The sequence below is a fragment of the Mesorhizobium delmotii genome (genome assembly GCF_900149755.1).
Lineage (GTDB): Bacteria > Pseudomonadota > Alphaproteobacteria > Rhizobiales > Rhizobiaceae > Mesorhizobium > Mesorhizobium delmotii.
Map to the genome: position 1 here is coordinate 117,727 of NZ_FUIG01000044.1, position 16,349 is coordinate 134,075.

General features: G+C 59.9%; 14 protein-coding genes. 8 read left to right on the forward strand and 6 right to left on the reverse strand.

All coding sequences use genetic code 11. The features are described from left to right. Window positions 1-372: 372 nt before the first annotated feature. Window positions 373-990: a transglutaminase-like cysteine peptidase gene (locus BQ8482_RS27175; RefSeq protein WP_425294139.1), complete on the forward strand. Its 618-nt coding sequence runs from the start codon at window positions 373-375 to the stop codon at window positions 988-990. A 15-nt stretch (window positions 991-1,005) separates the two neighbouring features. Here the strand turns inward: BQ8482_RS27175 and BQ8482_RS27180 are convergent, their stop codons facing one another. From BQ8482_RS27180 to BQ8482_RS27190, 4 genes are all read right to left on the reverse strand, one after another. After that, window positions 1,006-1,707: a cytochrome c biogenesis CcdA family protein gene (locus BQ8482_RS27180; RefSeq protein WP_244602984.1), complete on the reverse strand. Its 702-nt coding sequence runs from the start codon at window positions 1,705-1,707 to the stop codon at window positions 1,006-1,008. Window positions 1,708-1,819: 112 nt separating this feature from the next. Beyond that, the gene (locus BQ8482_RS27185) at window positions 1,820-4,075 is read right to left on the reverse strand and encodes a heavy metal translocating P-type ATPase (protein ID WP_123150414.1); all 2,256 of its coding nucleotides are present in this window, start codon (window positions 4,073-4,075) and stop codon (window positions 1,820-1,822) included. A 493-nt stretch (window positions 4,076-4,568) separates the two neighbouring features. Then, window positions 4,569-4,838 (reverse strand): TraB/GumN family protein, encoded by a 270-nt coding sequence (locus BQ8482_RS40385; protein WP_342210988.1) that lies wholly within the window; start codon window positions 4,836-4,838, stop codon window positions 4,569-4,571. Between the two features lie 13 nt (window positions 4,839-4,851). Further along, window positions 4,852-5,496 (reverse strand): TraB/GumN family protein, encoded by a 645-nt coding sequence (locus BQ8482_RS27190; protein ID WP_342210989.1) that lies wholly within the window; start codon window positions 5,494-5,496, stop codon window positions 4,852-4,854. 218 nt (window positions 5,497-5,714) lie between these two features. Here BQ8482_RS27190 and BQ8482_RS27195 point away from each other — a divergent pair, with 218 nt between their 5' ends. Then, window positions 5,715-6,311 (forward strand): Fur family transcriptional regulator, encoded by a 597-nt coding sequence (locus BQ8482_RS27195; protein ID WP_244602985.1) that lies wholly within the window; start codon window positions 5,715-5,717, stop codon window positions 6,309-6,311. 5 nt (window positions 6,312-6,316) lie between these two features. Beyond that, window positions 6,317-6,703 carry a hypothetical protein gene (locus BQ8482_RS37850; protein WP_133254844.1) on the forward strand — a complete coding sequence of 129 codons (387 nt, stop codon included), beginning with the start codon at window positions 6,317-6,319 and terminating at the stop codon, window positions 6,701-6,703. A 20-nt stretch (window positions 6,704-6,723) separates the two neighbouring features. Here BQ8482_RS37850 and BQ8482_RS27200 read toward each other — a convergent pair whose 3' ends face one another. Next, window positions 6,724-8,769 (reverse strand): NAD(+) synthase, encoded by a 2,046-nt coding sequence (locus tag BQ8482_RS27200; protein WP_123150416.1) that lies wholly within the window; start codon window positions 8,767-8,769, stop codon window positions 6,724-6,726. A gap of 362 nt (window positions 8,770-9,131) precedes the next feature. On the opposite strand from BQ8482_RS27200, the gene BQ8482_RS27205 reads away from it, so the two are divergent. Next, window positions 9,132-10,646 (forward strand): alkaline phosphatase family protein, encoded by a 1,515-nt coding sequence (locus tag BQ8482_RS27205; RefSeq protein ID WP_123150417.1) that lies wholly within the window; start codon window positions 9,132-9,134, stop codon window positions 10,644-10,646. 144 nt (window positions 10,647-10,790) lie between these two features. Here the strand turns inward: BQ8482_RS27205 and BQ8482_RS27210 are convergent, their stop codons facing one another. Continuing rightward, window positions 10,791-11,702 (reverse strand): LysR family transcriptional regulator, encoded by a 912-nt coding sequence (locus tag BQ8482_RS27210; protein ID WP_123150418.1) that lies wholly within the window; start codon window positions 11,700-11,702, stop codon window positions 10,791-10,793. A gap of 98 nt (window positions 11,703-11,800) precedes the next feature. Here BQ8482_RS27210 and BQ8482_RS27215 point away from each other — a divergent pair, with 98 nt between their 5' ends. From BQ8482_RS27215 to BQ8482_RS27230, 4 genes are all read left to right on the forward strand, one after another. Then, window positions 11,801-13,033 carry a trans-sulfuration enzyme family protein gene (locus BQ8482_RS27215; RefSeq protein WP_123150419.1) on the forward strand — a complete coding sequence of 411 codons (1,233 nt, stop codon included), beginning with the start codon at window positions 11,801-11,803 and terminating at the stop codon, window positions 13,031-13,033. A 25-nt stretch (window positions 13,034-13,058) separates the two neighbouring features. After that, window positions 13,059-14,057, forward strand: coding sequence for an amino acid ABC transporter substrate-binding protein (locus BQ8482_RS27220; protein ID WP_244602986.1), 999 nt, complete (start codon window positions 13,059-13,061; stop codon window positions 14,055-14,057). 175 nt (window positions 14,058-14,232) lie between these two features. Continuing rightward, entirely contained in the window at window positions 14,233-15,231 is a 999-nt protein-coding gene (locus tag BQ8482_RS27225; RefSeq protein WP_244602987.1) for an amino acid ABC transporter permease, read from the forward strand. Between the two features lie 2 nt (window positions 15,232-15,233). After that, window positions 15,234-16,337 carry an amino acid ABC transporter permease gene (locus BQ8482_RS27230; protein WP_123150422.1) on the forward strand — a complete coding sequence of 368 codons (1,104 nt, stop codon included), beginning with the start codon at window positions 15,234-15,236 and terminating at the stop codon, window positions 16,335-16,337. Window positions 16,338-16,349: the final 12 nt, after the last annotated feature.

A 16,349-nucleotide genomic window follows, 5' to 3' on the forward strand; every position in this document is an offset into this window, starting at 1 on the left:
ACTTTCGACTTGGTTGGTATGGCTCAGATACTCGATAATGTAGATCGATGGCAATCTGCGGCTCGTTGCGGTGCTGGAGCACAGTTCCGGCGCTGTGACAATCCTTGGCACGGACGACGGTCCGCGCTCGAGACGCTGCTATCGCTCTTGAGCGCCGCACTCCAGGAGTGACGCGACCTTGTACGGGGCGCTACAAGGCGCCGAAACTCGCGAAGAAGCGCAGTGTCCGGTCGGATTTCAGCTCCACGCTGGTTCCGCCAAATCGCCGTCGGCGTTTACCCGAAAGGTGTGACCTTCTTGCAATTGACCAGGCACCGCGTGAACCATTAACGTTCTCTTAACGAGAAGAAAACATGGGCAGGGGGTTTCACGATGATCGGCATCGGGGCACAAGGCCGCCTTTTTGCGAGCCTGCTGTTAGGCCTTGCCTTAGCGAACGCTGAGGCGGACTACGCGTACGCGGGCTCCGGCCCAATGCCGACGGGCGATCTGACGTCGCAACCGATCGGCCACCTGGAGTTCTGCAAGCGGTTTCCGCGGGAGTGCGCAATTCGTTCGGTCGATCCTGAGCCAGAGCGCATGACGGACGCATTTCGCATGAGGCTTGCGGCCGTATCATTGGCTGTCAACAAGGCCGTCAGGCCGATGAGCGACAGCGACATTTTCGGCAAGGATGAATATTGGACTTACCCGAAGAACACGGGAGATTGCGAAGACTACGTGCTTCTGAAGCGTCGCATCCTGATGCAAGAAGGGACACCTGCGTCCAATCTCCTGATCACGGTGGTTCGCCAACGCAATGGCGAAGGCCACGCGGTTCTTACTGTCCGAACGGATCGCGGTGACTTTATCCTCGATAATCTGAACGATGACGTCCGTCCTTGGGACGAGACAGGCTACCTATACCTGAAACGGCAGGCGAGCGAGCATACAGGACGCTGGATCGCGATACGCGAAGGTCAGGAGCAGCACGTTGCTGCTGTGAAGTAGGGCTTGGGCGGCGCATTAGCCGATCGATCCCAAGCGAGGAAACCGCTCGAGCAACCAAAAAGCAATCAGCTGTAGGCGTCCGGTCATCATCAGCACGCCCATCGTGATCATCACTGCGCCGGCCACCAAGTTCAGAATCCGCCCGGTATAGCGCAGGCGCTTCAGCCCCGCCGCGGCATTGCCAAAGAGCAATGCCGCCAACAGGAACGGTACGCCCAGGCCAAGACCATAGGCCGCGAGCAAGACGGCGCCGCTGCTTGCCGACATCGCCGACACGGTCAGTATGGAACCCAGCACAGGTCCGATGCAGGGCGTCCATCCAAACGCGAAGGCGAGACCGAGCACGTATGCGCTGCCTGGACCTGCTACCGAACGTGGTCCGAGCGATCGAAATTCGCGCATCAGGAAGGGGATTTTGAACAAGCCCGTCATCATCAGTCCAAAGACGACCACCAGCAGCCCACCGACGAGGTTTGCTTCGGCACTGTAGCGAAGCAGCAGTCCGCCTAGGGCCTGTGCCCCCAGACCAAGGAGCACGAATACCGTAGTGAAGCCGGTGACAAAGCAGAGCGCAGGCCACGTCACCCGAAAGCGATCGATCAAGCGACTCGAAGCCGGATCAACACCGTTGGAGACAAACGACAGATAGCCCGGAACGAGAGGCAGGACGCAAGGCGAAACGAAGGAAATTGCGCCGGCCAGCGCCGCCGTTACCAATCCAATTGCCGATACTTCGATTGACACGAGTTTTCCTTACACGGTTGCGTGGCTTTGGAGAGAGCACGTCATGCAAGGATCCAGCAACCTCGTTCGGGAACGAACGCTGGAATCACTTGAGCCCGCGCCAGGCAAGCAGCCTCATGGCGTTGGCCGTGACGAGCACCGTGGCGCCGGTATCCGCGAGAATTGCCGGCCAAAGCCCGGTGATTCCCACGACAGTGGTGACCAAAAAGACCGCCTTCAGGCCAAGGGAAATCACTATGTTCTGGGTGATGTTTGTCATCGTGGCTCGGGACAGCGCGATCATGGCGGCGATGTCTTTTACCCTGCCGTGAAGAACTGCGGCATCCGCAGTTTCCAGCGCTACGTCGGTGCCACCACCCATTGCGATGCCGACGTCGGCTGCAGCGAGCGCCGGCGCATCATTGATGCCGTCGCCCACCTTGCCCACGAAATGACCGGCCTTCTTTAGCTCGCCGACGATCCGCTGCTTGTCTTCGGGCAACAGTTCGGCTCGAGGCTCGAGGCCAAGACTCTTTGCTACGGCTGCAGCCGTGCGCCTGTTGTCCCCGGTCAGCATCACGGCGCCGACGCCGAGCTCTTTCAGCGCGGCGATGCCTTCCTTTGCGTCGTCGCGCGGTTCGTCGCGCATAGCGATGATGCCCGCCACCTGCTTGCCAACAAGCAGAATCGAGACCGATTTTCCATCGTCGTTGAGCGTTGCGATTCGGTCCCGAAGCTCCTGAGTGAGCGGCGTCCGCTTTTCCACCGCTTGCGGAGAGCCGAGGAAAAGCTCAACGCCGTTGACAGTTCCGACGACGCCCTCGCCGCCGATCGCCCGTGCGTCGCTAGCCGAGGTCGGATTGATGCCCTGCTCTCGCGCTTTTGCTAAGATGGCCATCGCAAGCGGGTGACTGGACCCAATTTCCAAATCGGCGGCCAGCGTCAGCGTTTCGGCTTCGGATCGCGCCGCGGCAATTACATCGGTGACTTTCGGCTTGCCCTCGGTAAGCGTACCCGTCTTGTCGAGGGCAACCTTGGTGATCTTGCCCAGGGACTCGAGCACCGCGCCGCCTTTCATCAGCAGTCCCCTGCGGGCGCCCGCCGAAAGACTTGCCGCGATAGCGGCCGGCGTGGAGATGACAAGAGCGCAGGGGCAGCCGATCAACAATATCGCGAGACCCTTATAGATCCATTCCGACCAGCCCCCGCCAAACCCCAGCGGCGGCACGACCGCAATCAGGGCGGCGACAACCATGACCCCGGGCGTATAGTATGTCGAAAAGCGATCGATGAACCTCTCGGTAGGCGCCTTTGATTCCTGCGCCTTCTCGACCAGTTGAATAATGCGCGCGATCGTATTGTCGGCCGCGGCGGCCGTAACCTTGACCCGGATCGGCGCGTCCTGGTTGATCGTTCCGGCAAAGACCTGATCCTCGGGGCCCTTCGGTTTCGGCACGGACTCGCCGGTCACCGGCGACTCGTCAATCGAGCTTGACCCAGAGATAATCGTCCCATCCGCTGGAACACGGTCTCCCGGCCGCACGAGAATGGTCGCGCCCACGGCAAGGCTTTCGGCGGGAACCTCCGACGTTTTTCCGTCAATTTCCAAGAGCGCTGTCTTGGGTACCAGATTGGCGAGAGCCTTGATGCTGGCACGAGCCCGGCCGGCTGCTACACCCTCCAGCAGTTCACCGACAAGAAACAGGAAGACGACGACTGCGGCTTCCTCGCTGGCGTTGATGATCACCGCGCCGACTGCTGCGATCGTCATCAACGTTTCAATGGTGAACGGCGAACCGTTAAGGGCCGCCATCACGGCCCGTCGAGCGATTGGTATGAGTCCAACCGCCATTGCGGCGATGAACGCCCAGGGCTCGGTATCAGGAACCAGTTTTGCGAGGACGAAGGCTGCGCCGAGCGCGAGGCCACAAAGGATTGTCAGCCTGGCCTTCGCGGCCTTCCACCACGGGCCCTCTTCGCTTCCGTGATCGTGGCCATGGAGGCCAGCGGGCCCATGGTCGTGACGACCGGCCTTTTCTTCCTCGTGACGGTCTGTGCCGTGCGCGGGCTTGGAATGATCGCGGTGATCATGGTCCGTTGTGTCGATCTCGAGCTGGGAGCCGGTTTTTGTTTGCGCCAAGCCGAGGGGCGCAACCTTGTAGCCAAGGCTCCTCACCAGCTTTGCAACCTTTGCGACATCAGCCTCGGGACGATGTTCGATCGTCATGGTGCCGGCCGTGACCGAAACCGAAACGTCCTTGACGCCGTCGACCCGTCTCGCTGCGACATCGACTTTTTTGGCGCAGCTAGCGCAGTCCATGCCCTCGACCTTGAACCGACTTTTGAGCACAGTTTCATCCATTGCGTCGCGCCTTCCGATTGCCTTCCGGATCCGTCATCAACCCCAGCCTAGTTCCTCTAGCAACTAGAGGGACAAGGGGTTTTTTTGCGCCAAGATACAAATCTCATTGTCGCCAGCTTAGCGGCTGCGTTCGCGTTGGAAGGCTTGTCGGATCAGCTCGTTTTCGACTGATTCTACTCTCCGCCTTCGCCGGAGCATGGCTTCTGTCCGGTACCTCGTGGGACGTGGGTATCAAATTTGGCTATTATCTCGCGTGCATGTTTTTCACCCCAGCGGGATCACCGAGCTGGCATACCTGGTCTTTCCATTCTTCACGGCGAATCTATATGGGTACGTTCCGGGCATGGCGAGCGTTGTTCCCCGCGCGCCAAGCGTATGGCTTGGCATGTGGCGGTCCCGCCGCTGAAATTGTCATGGGGCGTTTGGCAGCTACGGCCTAAGGTTCAAAGGCCGCCAACTTCGCTCTTGAGGCGGTCCGGCTCGAAACGGCAAGCTAATTCACGGCAGAAACCGTATATCCGCCCTTGCGAAGGAGTTCGATGAGCCCGTCGGGACCCGGCAGATGAAGGGCGCCGATGGCGATAAACGCGCTGCCTTTGAAAAGGATCGGCGCCGCCCTGTCAATCATAGTTTTGTTGCGGGTGATCACCATGGTTTCCTCGAACGCCGCATAGCCGGGCTCGCTGGCGCTGCCGCTCGGCATCACCGCGCGAAACAGCGGCCAGATTGTTCCGATCTCCTCTTCCTGATAGAGGGCGATCATCGTTTCCGTGACGTCATCGATGCGATCGCCTAGCCGGGCCGTATCCACGAGGCCTTTCATATGGAATTTCCATCGGCAGGGACGCCATCGCCTCAAATTGATCCGAGACTGTCTCCAGACCTTCGAGATTCTTGCCAGTCGCTTTGGATGCCTCGGCCAGCTTTATATCTAGGATCGCTGCTCCGCCGGCCTTCCGCACCATTTCGCATGCCGGCAGTGCAAGCATGGCTGACAACATCCAGGGCTTCATCTTGGAGACGCTCGCGGGGGAAATGCCGCGCGCTTCTAGCGCCTTGTTCAACCTTGCCGCATCTTCGGGCGAAAGCAGTGATGTGAGGGTCGTGCCGTCGGTGAACATCATCAACTCCGGCTTCTGCATCAAACTAGCCAACATTTTTGCCTGATCCAGAACCTCGGTCGTTTCGATCACAACGGTCTTTGAAGCGTCGAACGCTGATTGAGCATTCGGCTTCAGACTGACGACGCGCGGGTCGGTCACATGCATCGTGCCGTAGAGGTACGATGGCTCTTGCCGGTCTCTCTCAACTTTCCATAGCAGCCCCTTGCCATTCGGAGTGCCCGCGGCCTCCGCTTTTATCTTCTCGAGAAGCGCCGGATCGCTTTTTCTAGAGCTGCCATCAGGTTGCCACCGGTGCATTCGGCGGCCTTCGCAAAGGCTCGTTCAGTCGCCGGCGCAACGACGAAGGCAACCGAAATCAGAAAGAACACGCATCGTAAAAAGACTGGTGCTGGCATGAAACCCGATCCGTCGGACGTTATTCGTTAAGCGGTCACTCACTAGTCGAAAGAAGCCGAGAAATCGTTAATCGGCCAAGCCGCAGGACGATTTGGGATGGGAATCCGCCGCCAGGAGGAGTGCCGCTTGTCCTTCGTGGCCACCTGTTTCCAAACAAGAGCATCAGAACGCTCACCGTGGGCGGGTCATCAGTTCGCACCGTTCTGCTCAGGCGTGAAACTGAGCTCTTGAATCATAGCGGCAAGTGCGCGCCAATACCTCTCATGGAACCAAACCAGCCGGCGCCGGAACAAAGGGAAATAGTTGAAGCGATGTGCCGCTCGAAAGGGCTTCGGATCACCGGGCCACGACGGATCATCATCAGCGTCATTTCTGAAATGGCGGATTATCCCGATATAGTGGAGTTGCACCGGCGCATCCAGGCAGTAAACAGACGCATCTCTCTTTCCACGGTCTATCGCAACCTACGGCAGCTCGTCGAGGCTGGAATGGTCATCCGTCACACGTTTGAGCATGGTCGCTCGCGTTATGAACTGGCAGGTCGCCTGCATCATGATCATTTAGTCGACCACAAAACTGGAAAGCTCATCGAATTCCACTCCCCCGAACTTGAGACGCTGCTGGACAATTTGGCCGCTCAACACGGTTATAAAGTCGTAGGCCATCGCCTGCAGGTTTACGTCGAAGCCTCAACGGCGGCCGATCCGCAGGATTGACTGACGTGCGCTCAACAAAGGGCTCAAAAGATACCGGCGACCGCGCCCCCTGCGGCGATCGAGGTCGAACGAAAAAGAGGCACGAGGCTGTCTCCGAGTTGCGCGGGCATGGAAGCAAGGGCTTGGGTCGTCAAACCCTCGCCCAGTTCGTCGCCCGCGGACGTCGACCTCTGGGGAAAATAGAACGCAAAGACCGGAATGCGCTTATTGCCTCAGCGTGCATCATGGCCGTCTTCGCGACGGCGCCACTTTATCTATCTACCGTAACCATCGCCATCGGCAACTTTTCGACCGGCGCCGCAGGGGGATTTGCCATCCTGTTCGTGGCGGCCTTTTTCCTTCTATTCTGGCTGAGGGCGCGATACCAGAAAAAGCGCGACGGCGAAAAATAGCTCCGTAGCCCCCTCGCATACTACGTTGGAACGTTGCACTCCAGTTCGTCCAGCCACACCCCGGCTGAGGAATCCGAGGGCGCCCGCCAATCGCCGCGCGGCGAGAGTGCCCCACCGGAGGAGATTTTTGGGCCATTTGGCATCGCCGACCGCTTGAACTGGCTGATCGTGAAAAAGCGGAACAGGAAAAGCTTCAGCCATTTCCGGATCTCGGCAAGATCGTAAGCGCGCCGCGCCTCATCCGGGATATTGGCAGGCCACGCTCCCCGCTCCGCGTCGCTCCAAGCATTCCATGAAAGGTAAGCGATTTTGGACGGCACGAAGCCGTACCGGGTGACATAGTAGAGATTGAAATCCTGGAGTGCATACGGGCCGACCGCCGCCTCCGTCGACTGCGGGCGGGTGCCTTCAGCGACAGGGACAAGTTCCGGCGATATTTCGGTGGCGAGAATTGCGTGAAGAAGTGAGGCGGTCGCCTTCCGCACGTCGCCGGATGCCGCCACGAAGCGGATCAGATGCTGGATCAGGGTCTTCGGCACTGACGCGTTCACATTGTAATGGGACATGTGGTCGCCGACCCCGTAGGTGGACCAGCCGAGTGCGATTTCGGAAAGGTCGCCCGTCCCGACCACCAGCGCGTTGTGATAGTTGGCGAGGCGGAACAGATAGTCGGTCCGCAGGCCCGCCTGCACGTTCTCGAAGGTTACGTCGTGGACCGGGTCTCCAGCGGCGAAGGGGTGATGGAGATCGGCTAGCAACTGCCGCGCGGCGGGACGGATGTCGATCTCCTCAGCCGACGCGCCTACTGCCTTCATCAATGCCCATGCGTTGCTCTTGGTGGTCTCTCCCGTGGCGAAGCCCGGCAAGGTATAGGCGAGGATGTTGGTGCGCGGGAGCTCGAGCCGATCCATGACGCGACCGCAGACAAGCAGCGCCTGCGTCGAGTCGAGGCCGCCCGAAACGCCGATGACGACCTTCTCGATCCTGGTCGCCTCCAGCCGCTTTGCCAGTCCCTGGACTTGGATGTTGTAGGCCTCGTGGCAATTCTCGGCGAGCTTCGCAGGATCGGATGGCACGTACGGGAACCGCTCCACGCTGCGCCGGAGCAGCAATGAATCTTCGGGAGCATTCAATTCGAGGATCACTGTCCGAAAATCATCGGGCCGCACGCCCATGGCGCGGCTGCAGTCGCCAAAGCTGCCGCGCCGGATTCTCTCTTGCCGAAGCAGGCCCAAGTCGACGTCGCTCACCGCAATCGTTGACCGGGTGGAGAACCGTTCCGTTTCGGCGAGCCGAACGCCGTTCTCGAAGATCGCCGCGTGGCCATCCCAAGCCAGATCGGTCGTCGATTCTCCTGGTCCTGCGGCCGAGTACGCATAGGCGGCGATGCAACGCATGGACTGCGAGCCACAGAGGAGGCGCCGGTCCTCGGCCTTGCCGATGGTGATGTTGCTTGCCGACAGATTGAGCAGGATTTCGGCTCCCGCAAGCGCAGCGGCCGTACTTGGCGGTTGAGGCACCCACACGTCCTCGCAGATCTCGACGTGGAAGGTGAACGGACAAGTGCCGCTCGAGCGGAAGAGTAAGTCCACGCCAAACGGAACCGCGGCGCCGAGTAGTTCGATATTCCCGCCGCGAACGTGCGCGCCCGGCGTGAAATGCCGCTTCTCATAGAACTCGCGATAATTGGGCAAATAGGCTTTAGGGACTACGCCGAGAATGCGGCCTGCGTGGATGATTACCGCGGTGTTGTACAGCCTACCTTGGAGCCGCAGCGGCGCGCCGACTACAAAAGCGGAAAACAGTTCCGAACTGTCGGCGACAAGCTGCGCGATAGCGGCCTCGACCGCGTCCAGCAGCGCATCCTGCTGCAGGAGGTCGTCTATTGCATAAGCCGACAGGCCGAGCTCGGGAAAGACCATCAGTGCGATCCGTTCTTCTTGACCTTGCTGCAGCAATTCTCGTGTGCGCTCGAGATTGAACACGGGATTCGCGACGTCGATACGCGGCACGCAAGCGGCAATACGGACGAACCCATGTCGATATGGCGAGTGAAACGGGATCATGCTGCATACCTCGGGCCGGGCCGTGTCACGTCCGCAATAAGCGCGGACATCTTGCGGCATCGAGAATTCAGGAAAGGAATGCCAGGGTCAACGCCATATCTCTGCGGGTCTCGTTGTTGAGCTCTGCGGCCTTGTCGCGCGGACAAAATACCGGACCCAGTGAGGTCGTCAGGCGCGGCAGTCTCCGCGCCCCGCTGGCCGGATGCCATCGAGACACAAGTTGATCTGGTTGTAAGCCGACTTCTGCATGGAAAAATCAGAGACTACACACCACTGTTACATCGACCTTCTAAATGGATGAGACCGGCCGCAGTTCAACGCAGACAGGCCGTTCATTGATCCTCGGGAAAGGGACCATTTCGATGACCAGGCTCTTCAAGGCACTCCTATTCGGCACAGCTTCCGCGGGGTTGCCCGCAGCCGCTCTAGCGCAGCAGGCGGAGCTGCCGCAGGCAACCGATAGCTACTTCATGGCGGCCCAGCAGGAGTTGTTCTCCAAGCTTGCCGAGCAGCCAAAAACCGGTCGCGCCAAGAACGTCATACTGTTCGTCGTTGATGGACTCAGCATTCCGACGATCACTGCCGCGCGTATCTATGAAGGCCAGCGGCGCGGTGTCGACGGTGAATCCAATTCCCTAGCCTACGAACGGCTCTTGCCCTACACCGCTCTCGCGAAGACCTACACCCACGATTCTCAGGTGGCCGACTCCGCACCGACCGCGACCGCGATGACGGCAGGCGTCAAATCGCTGAACGGCACGATCGGAGTGACGCAGAACGCTAAGCTCGAAAACTGCGCCAGCCAGAAAGGCGCGGAGGCCGAGACGATTTTCGAACTCGCTGAAAAGGCCGGCATGGCGACCGGCGTCATCTCGACGGCACGCATCACGCACGCGACTCCGGCTGCGACCTATGCCCACACTGTGGCGCGCGACTGGGAAAGCGACGCCAACCTGACCGACGAGGCCAAGCAGAACGGCTGCAAGGATATCGCGACGCAGCTGATCGAATGGAACGCCGGCAACGGCTTCGAGGTCATGCTCGGCGGCGGCCGCAGCAATTTCTTGCCGGCCGAACTCGCCGACCCTGAAGCGGCGGACAAGACGGGCTCGCGCAAAGACGGCCGCAATCTCGTCGAGGAGTGGAAGGCGAAGTACAATGACGGCGCCTATGTCTGGAACAAGGCGGATTTCGACGCAATCGATCCGGAAAATACCGGCCGTATCTTCGGGTTATTCGAACGCTCCCACATGCAATACGAAGCCGATCGCGCCAATGATAAGGGTGGAGAACCTTCGATCGCCGAAATGACATCGAAGGCCATCGACGTCCTCTCGAAGAACGACCAAGGCTTCGTTTTGATGGTGGAGGCTGGTCGCGTCGATCACGCCCACCATGCCGGCAATGCTGCTCGTGCGCTGACCGACACGATTGCTGTTGCCGATGCGGTCCAAGCCGCGTTCGACAGGGTCAATCCCGAGGAAACCCTGATAATCCTGACGGCCGATCATAGCCATACAATGACGATCAATGGCTACCCGCAGCGCAACAATCCGATCCTAGGCGTTGCCGGCGAAGGCGACGACAAGAAGCCGTACACGACGCTGAGCTACGCCAACGGGCCTGGCGCCAAGGCTGAACCGCGCGCGGACCTTAGTGGCGTCGACACGACCGAGGTTGACTATCTTCAGCAGGCGCTGGTTCCACTGGAAGAGAGCGAAACACATGCGGGCGATGACGTCGCAATTTTCGCGGCTGGCCCGTGGGCACACCTGTTCCGCGGCGTGGTCGAGCAGAACCTGATTTATCACGTTATCGCCTACGCTTCGCAAATCCCTTCCAAGACCAAACACATGCCGACCGGATCGGTAAAATAGGTAAGATCCAGTACCCGTTCTGGCCGCGAGAGCGTCTCGCGGCCAGCGTTCTAACGAAACAGCATCCGATCGGCGTGGCCGTTTCGAGGAACTCGGGAAAGTGACGATGGCGGCCGCAGTTTTCGCGAACCTAGTGCCCCCCAGTCACGTGGCTTCACCTGATGTAAGTGGGCGAAATGCGTTCCGCGCGTCGTACAGCATTCCCACAAAGGCACTCACGAGGCGCGAGGCGGCATCGCCGGGTGGACGCAGAATAAGGGCCCGGAAGTTGAGCTGCGGCTCGAACGGAACGATCGCGAGTTGGCTCCGCCTTGCCGGGTCGATGGAAAACGGATTGGCAATTCCGATCCCCGCACCTTCGGCGACGAGTGTTATGACCGTCGCCGAAAACGGCGTGTCGACCACAATATGAGGCTCGATGTTGTTCGCCGCGAGCATCCGGTCCAGTGTCTGGCGGACCGTATCCTCCGGCGACAGCGCGACAAATCTCTCGTGGTGCAGGTCGGATAATCGAACCACCGCGCGAGAAGCAAGCCGATGATGTTTCGGCACCACGCACATCGCGCGCGGCGTTGCGAAGACGCTGGAATGAAGGCCGCTCGTATCGATCTCATCGGCCGCCAGGCCGATATCCACCTGTCCGGATAATACGAGATCCCGGACGATTGACGACGTTCGCACCTGAAGCGAGACATGCACGTTGGGATGCTGTTGCAGAAATTGAGCGACAGCACGGGGAACCAGGCCGGTTCCGAGCGCAGCGAGCGAGGCGACGCGAACGGTTCCTTCGCCGACCTCGCGGATCCTCAGTGCTGCTTGCCGCAAAGCGTCCAAGCCGACGAAGTTCCGCACGACCTCCTCGTGAAAGAGCCGCCCCTCTCTCGTAACGGCGAGCCTTCCTTTGACGCGCTGAAACAAGGAAAAACCGACCGAGCGCTCGAGCTTCGCCAGCGACCGGCTCACTGACGGCTGCGACATCCCCATCAGCTCGGCGGCGCTGCTAGCACCGCCGCTGATCATAATGGCATGGAATACTTCAACATCCCTCAGGTTCATTCGGTCTTCCATGTCAAATTTGAATGGAGTCGTACTACTGCGGTCATGGCTTGAATAGGTCAATTATGGTTTCGTAGTTGCCGGAAAGCAGGAACCGCATGCAAAACGAAACGCTACATGTCCATCCCCCCTCCGCTGACGACAGCGAGTTCGGGGGGTTATCCCTTCCGATACATCGGGCTTCCACGGTCGTATTCGAAACAGCGGAGGCATTCGAATCGCGTCACGAGCGGATCTATGACGGCTATTCCTACGGGCTCTACGGCACGCCCACCTCGAGAGCGCTCGAACGGCAGATCGCAGCGCTTGAGGGCGCGACACGCGCGCTGCTGACGCCCTCAGGCCTCTCGGCAATCGCCCTGGTATGCCTGGCGGTGGCCAAAACCGGCGACCGAATCCTGATGCCGTTCTCGATGTACGGGCCAGCGCGTTTGCTGGCCAGCAGATTGCTTCAGGCGCTGGGCATAGAGACCGTCGGCTACGACCCGATGATCGGGACCGGCATCGCCGAGTTGCTTGACGTGCGGACCAGCCTGGTTTGGCTCGAATCACCGGGCTCGGTGACCTTTGAAGTCCAAGACCTGCCTGCCGTTGTAGCGGCCGCGCGCGGGGTCGGTGCTGTGGTAGCTGCGGATAACACCTGGGCGACGCCGATCCTCTTCAATCCGCTTGTCCATGGCGCGGATATCTCAATGCAGTCGCTGTCGAAATATGCGAGCGGCCATTCCGACCTTCTGATGGGCTCGCTCGCTGTGCGGGACGAAACGCTGTTCAGAAAGCTCAAGGATACAGCCCGCCTGCTCGGACTGGGTGTGAATCCAGACGATTGCTTTCTATGCGCCCGTGGCTTGAAGACACTGCCGCTCCGCCTGCGCCAGTCGGAGCGCTCGGCAATTCAGATCCTCGAGGCAATCCGTTCCCATGATGCTATCGCCAAGGTGCTTCATCCCTCTCTTCAAAGTCATCCCGGGCATGAGATTTGGAAACGAGACTTCGACGGCTCCAACGGCGTGTTTTCGCTCGTATTTGCGCCAGCGTCCAAAGGAGCTCTGCAGCAAGCGTTCGGGTCGCTGAGGTATTTCAAGATTGGCGCGAGTTGGGGCGGGGCAACCAGTCTGATGGCTCCGAGCGATCCCCGCGACAGCCGGCCAGACCTTGACTGGCTACCGGATGGGCAGGTGGTGCGCCTCTCGATCGGACTCGAGAATGTCATTGACCTGATCGAGGATCTGACCGGTTTTCTCTCCGTAATCGCCGGCGCAAAGCAGGCGCGGCCCGGTCGCATTGCCGGCACCGAGCTGGAAACAACATGGCAATCCAGAGGTGACTGAAATGAAATGGAGTATATCTGCCTACGTGGCATTGCTCGCCGCTACCGTGTTGGCTCCCGAACAATCGTTTGCCCAGCAGACCGTCGAGCAGATCAAAAAGCGAGACTACGTCATCTGCGGCGCAAGCCAGGGAAACCAGGGCTTCTCCGCACCGGATGAAAAGGGGGTCTGGCGAGGGCTCGACGTAGACACCTGCCGTGCGATTGCGGTTGCTATTCTCGGGGACAAGGAGAAGGCCCGCTTCGTCCCGCTCAACGGTGCACAACGCCTCATCGCTCTGCAAACGGGCGAGATCGACGTGCTCCCACGGACGACAACCTGGACGCTGCGGCGAGACGCCAACGGCGTGAACTTCACGTTCACCAACTATTACGAGTATGACGCGTTCATACTCCCCAAGAGTTTGGGCATTAGCGAAGCCAAGGACATGAAGGGGGCGTCCGTCTGTCTCCAGTCGGGCTCGACGACGGAGGTGACACTCGCTGACCTCGACCGAAAATACACCCTCGGTTTAAAACCCATTCTGTTCGACAATGTGCCGGCGACACGCCAGGCCTTCTTCGGGGGACGCTGCGACGCCCTCATCTCCGATGCTTCTGCGCTTGCATCCTCCCGCGCCACCCAGGCGAAAAATCCGGATGACTACGCCATCATTCCCGCAAGCGGCCATTATGAAGCGCTGGCGCCGGCGGTCAGACATGGCGACGAACAGTTCTTCGACATCGTCAAGTGGTCGTTCCAGGCACTGATCGCCGCCGAGGATCTGGGCATAACCCAGGCGAATGTGGATCAGTTGGTGGAATCCGACGATCCGAAGGTTCAGCGATTCCTTGGGGTCGAGCCGGGCAATGGCGAGGCGCTCGGGCTCGATGAAAAATGGGCCTATAACATCATCAAGCAGATCGGCAACTATAGCGAGATTTTCGACCGCAACGTGGGCAAAGATAGCCCCATCAAGTTGGAGCGCGGCTACAATCGCTTGGCGCGTGATGGCGGTCTGATGTTCCCGCTGGTCTTCAACTGACGGGCAAGGGACAGGGATGACAAACGTGATGGGCCGGATTTGGTACGATGTCCGCGTTCGCGCCTGGTTCATCCAGATCGTCATCCTCGCCGGGTTCGTAGGCACGATCTCCTGGCTAGCGGTGAACACCGCCGAAAACCTCGCGCGGCGAGGCATCCGGACTGGTTTCGAGTTCTTGTCCGGCGCCGCGCGCTTCCCAATTGCCGAGAGCCTGATCGCCTATGATCCGACGTCTTCCTACCTGCGGGCCTTTACGGTAGGGCTGATTAATACGCTCCACGTCTCGATCCTGACGATCGTAATCGCCACGATCCTCGGCGCCGTTATCGGCATGGGCCGCCGCTCGGCGAACCCAGTCGTGGCAAATATGGCCGGGGTCTACGTCGAGGTCTTCCGCAACACACCCCTCGTCGTGCAGCTTCTCTTCTGGTACGGGCTTCTCACGCTGGCCATGCCAGCCTCCCGCGCGGCCCTGGAACCGGTTCCGGGTGTCTTTCTGTCATTGCGCGGCCTCTTCTTTCCCTGGCCGGTGTGGAACGAAACAATCGCACTTCTCTTGATGATTGGAGTCGCCGGAATTGCTGCGAGCATCTCAATTGCGGCGATTTCCCGACGGGACGGCCGCCTTTTGAAGCGAAGATCTCTCATCCACAAAACCATCTTGGCGATGTCGGCAGTCGGTATCGCCGCTGCCATTGCCACGGGCACCGTCCGTTTCGACTGGCCAGCGCTGTCCGGGTTCAACTTCGAAGGCGGTGCTACCCTGACGCCGGAATTCACGGCGCTGATGGTCGGCCTGGTATTGTACACGGCCGCCTTTGTTGCCGAAATCGTTCGCGGCGCCATTGCCGCGGTCCCGAAGGGCCAATGGGAGGCCGGATGGGCAGTCGGCCTTCGGGAGCGACAAATCCTGCGGCTGGTTGTTTTGCCCCAGGCGCTACGGCTGATGGTTCCCCCCATGACCAGCCAATATCTCAATGTCGTGAAGAACACGACCCTCGCTCTGGCGGTCGGCTATCCGGATTTCGCCGCAGTGGTCGCCACGACCATCAATCAGACAAACCAGGCAATAGAGGGCGTGGCAATCCTGATGGCGGTCTACCTCTCTATCAGCTTGTCGATCTCTCTGTTCATGAACTGGTATAATGCCAGCGTGGCACTGGTGCAGCGATGACTATGGTCGCCGAGCAATTCAACACGGTTTCGGTCAGTGCGACCGTTGTCGAGCGCCCGGTGGAAGCCAAGAAGCCCCTCTGGCACGTCCTCTTCGGCGACATCGTAAGCGCCGCGCTGACGCTGGCGGCCCTTGCCTTTCTTCTCCTCACGCTTCCGAACCTCATCCGGTGGGGCATTCTGGATGCAATCTGGTCACCCTCGGAAGGAACGGCATGCCGCGAGGCGGACGGCGCCTGCTGGGCGTTTTTGCGCGCCAAATACCGTCAGATCCTGTTTGGCATCTATCCGCCAGAACAGCAATGGCGTCCGCTGTTGGGATCGATTGTGGTCATGATCCTTGTCGTGGTGAGCCTTCAGCCCGCCGCTTGGCGGCGCTCGCTCCTGGTCGGCTGGATTGTCGGCACCGCCGCATTCTTGACGCTCATGTCTGGAGGTGTTTTTGGACTCGCCCCAGTCCCGACGGCCTATTGGGGCGGGCTGCCGGTAACCCTGCTCCTGGCTATATCCGCTCTGGGTATTGGATTTCCGTTCGGTGTCGTTCTGGCCCTCGGGCGCCGGTCGGTCTTGCCCGTGCCAAGACTTCTCTCGATAGGCCTGATCGAGATCATCCGCGGTCTCCCTCTCGTCAGCCTTCTTTTCATGGCCTCGATCATGCTGCCGGTCATGCTGCCCGATGGAATGACCCTGGACAAACTGGCACGTGCCTGCGTGGCGCTAACCGTTTTTTCCGCAGCCTACATCGCGGAAGTGGTGCGCGGGGGCCTCCAATCGATCCCGGCTGGCCAGCCGGAAGCAGCTCGCGCGCTGGGGCTCTCCTGGGTGCAGACGACGCGTCTCATTGTGCTTCCGCAGGCGCTGCGCAATGTGATCCCACCACTTACCAACACCGTCATCGTCATGGTCAAGAACACCGCGCTCGTGTTGGTCGTCGGACTCTTCGATCTTTTAAGCGCTGGAAAGGCTGCCCTCACCGACCCGGATTGGCCGAGTCCTTTCGCTGAGACCTATTTGTTTATCGCGGCGATCTATTTCGTGATCTGCTTCGGCATCTCGAAATACAGCATCTTTTTGGAAGCTCGCTTCGCCAACGCGACGCGTTCATGAAGTGTAATTGAA

Bases quoted from the DNA above. Each gene is read 5' to 3' on its own strand.
- BQ8482_RS40385 (WP_342210988.1), bottom strand. From the start codon at position 4,838: ATGATCGCCCTCTATCAGGAAGAGGAGATCGGAACAATCTGGCCGCTG.
- BQ8482_RS27175 (WP_425294139.1), top strand. From the start codon at position 373: ATGATCGGCATCGGGGCACAAGGCCGCCTTTTTGCGAGCCTGCTGTTA.
- BQ8482_RS27230 (WP_123150422.1), top strand. From the start codon at position 15,234: ATGGTCGCCGAGCAATTCAACACGGTTTCGGTCAGTGCGACCGTTGTC.
- BQ8482_RS27200 (WP_123150416.1), bottom strand. From the start codon at position 8,769: ATGATCCCGTTTCACTCGCCATATCGACATGGGTTCGTCCGTATTGCC.
- BQ8482_RS27205 (WP_123150417.1), top strand. From the start codon at position 9,132: ATGACCAGGCTCTTCAAGGCACTCCTATTCGGCACAGCTTCCGCGGGG.
- BQ8482_RS27210 (WP_123150418.1), bottom strand. From the start codon at position 11,702: ATGAACCTGAGGGATGTTGAAGTATTCCATGCCATTATGATCAGCGGC.
- BQ8482_RS27215 (WP_123150419.1), top strand. From the start codon at position 11,801: ATGCAAAACGAAACGCTACATGTCCATCCCCCCTCCGCTGACGACAGC.
- BQ8482_RS27190 (WP_342210989.1), bottom strand. From the start codon at position 5,496: ATGCACCGGTGGCAACCTGATGGCAGCTCTAGAAAAAGCGATCCGGCG.
- BQ8482_RS27185 (WP_123150414.1), bottom strand. From the start codon at position 4,075: ATGGATGAAACTGTGCTCAAAAGTCGGTTCAAGGTCGAGGGCATGGAC.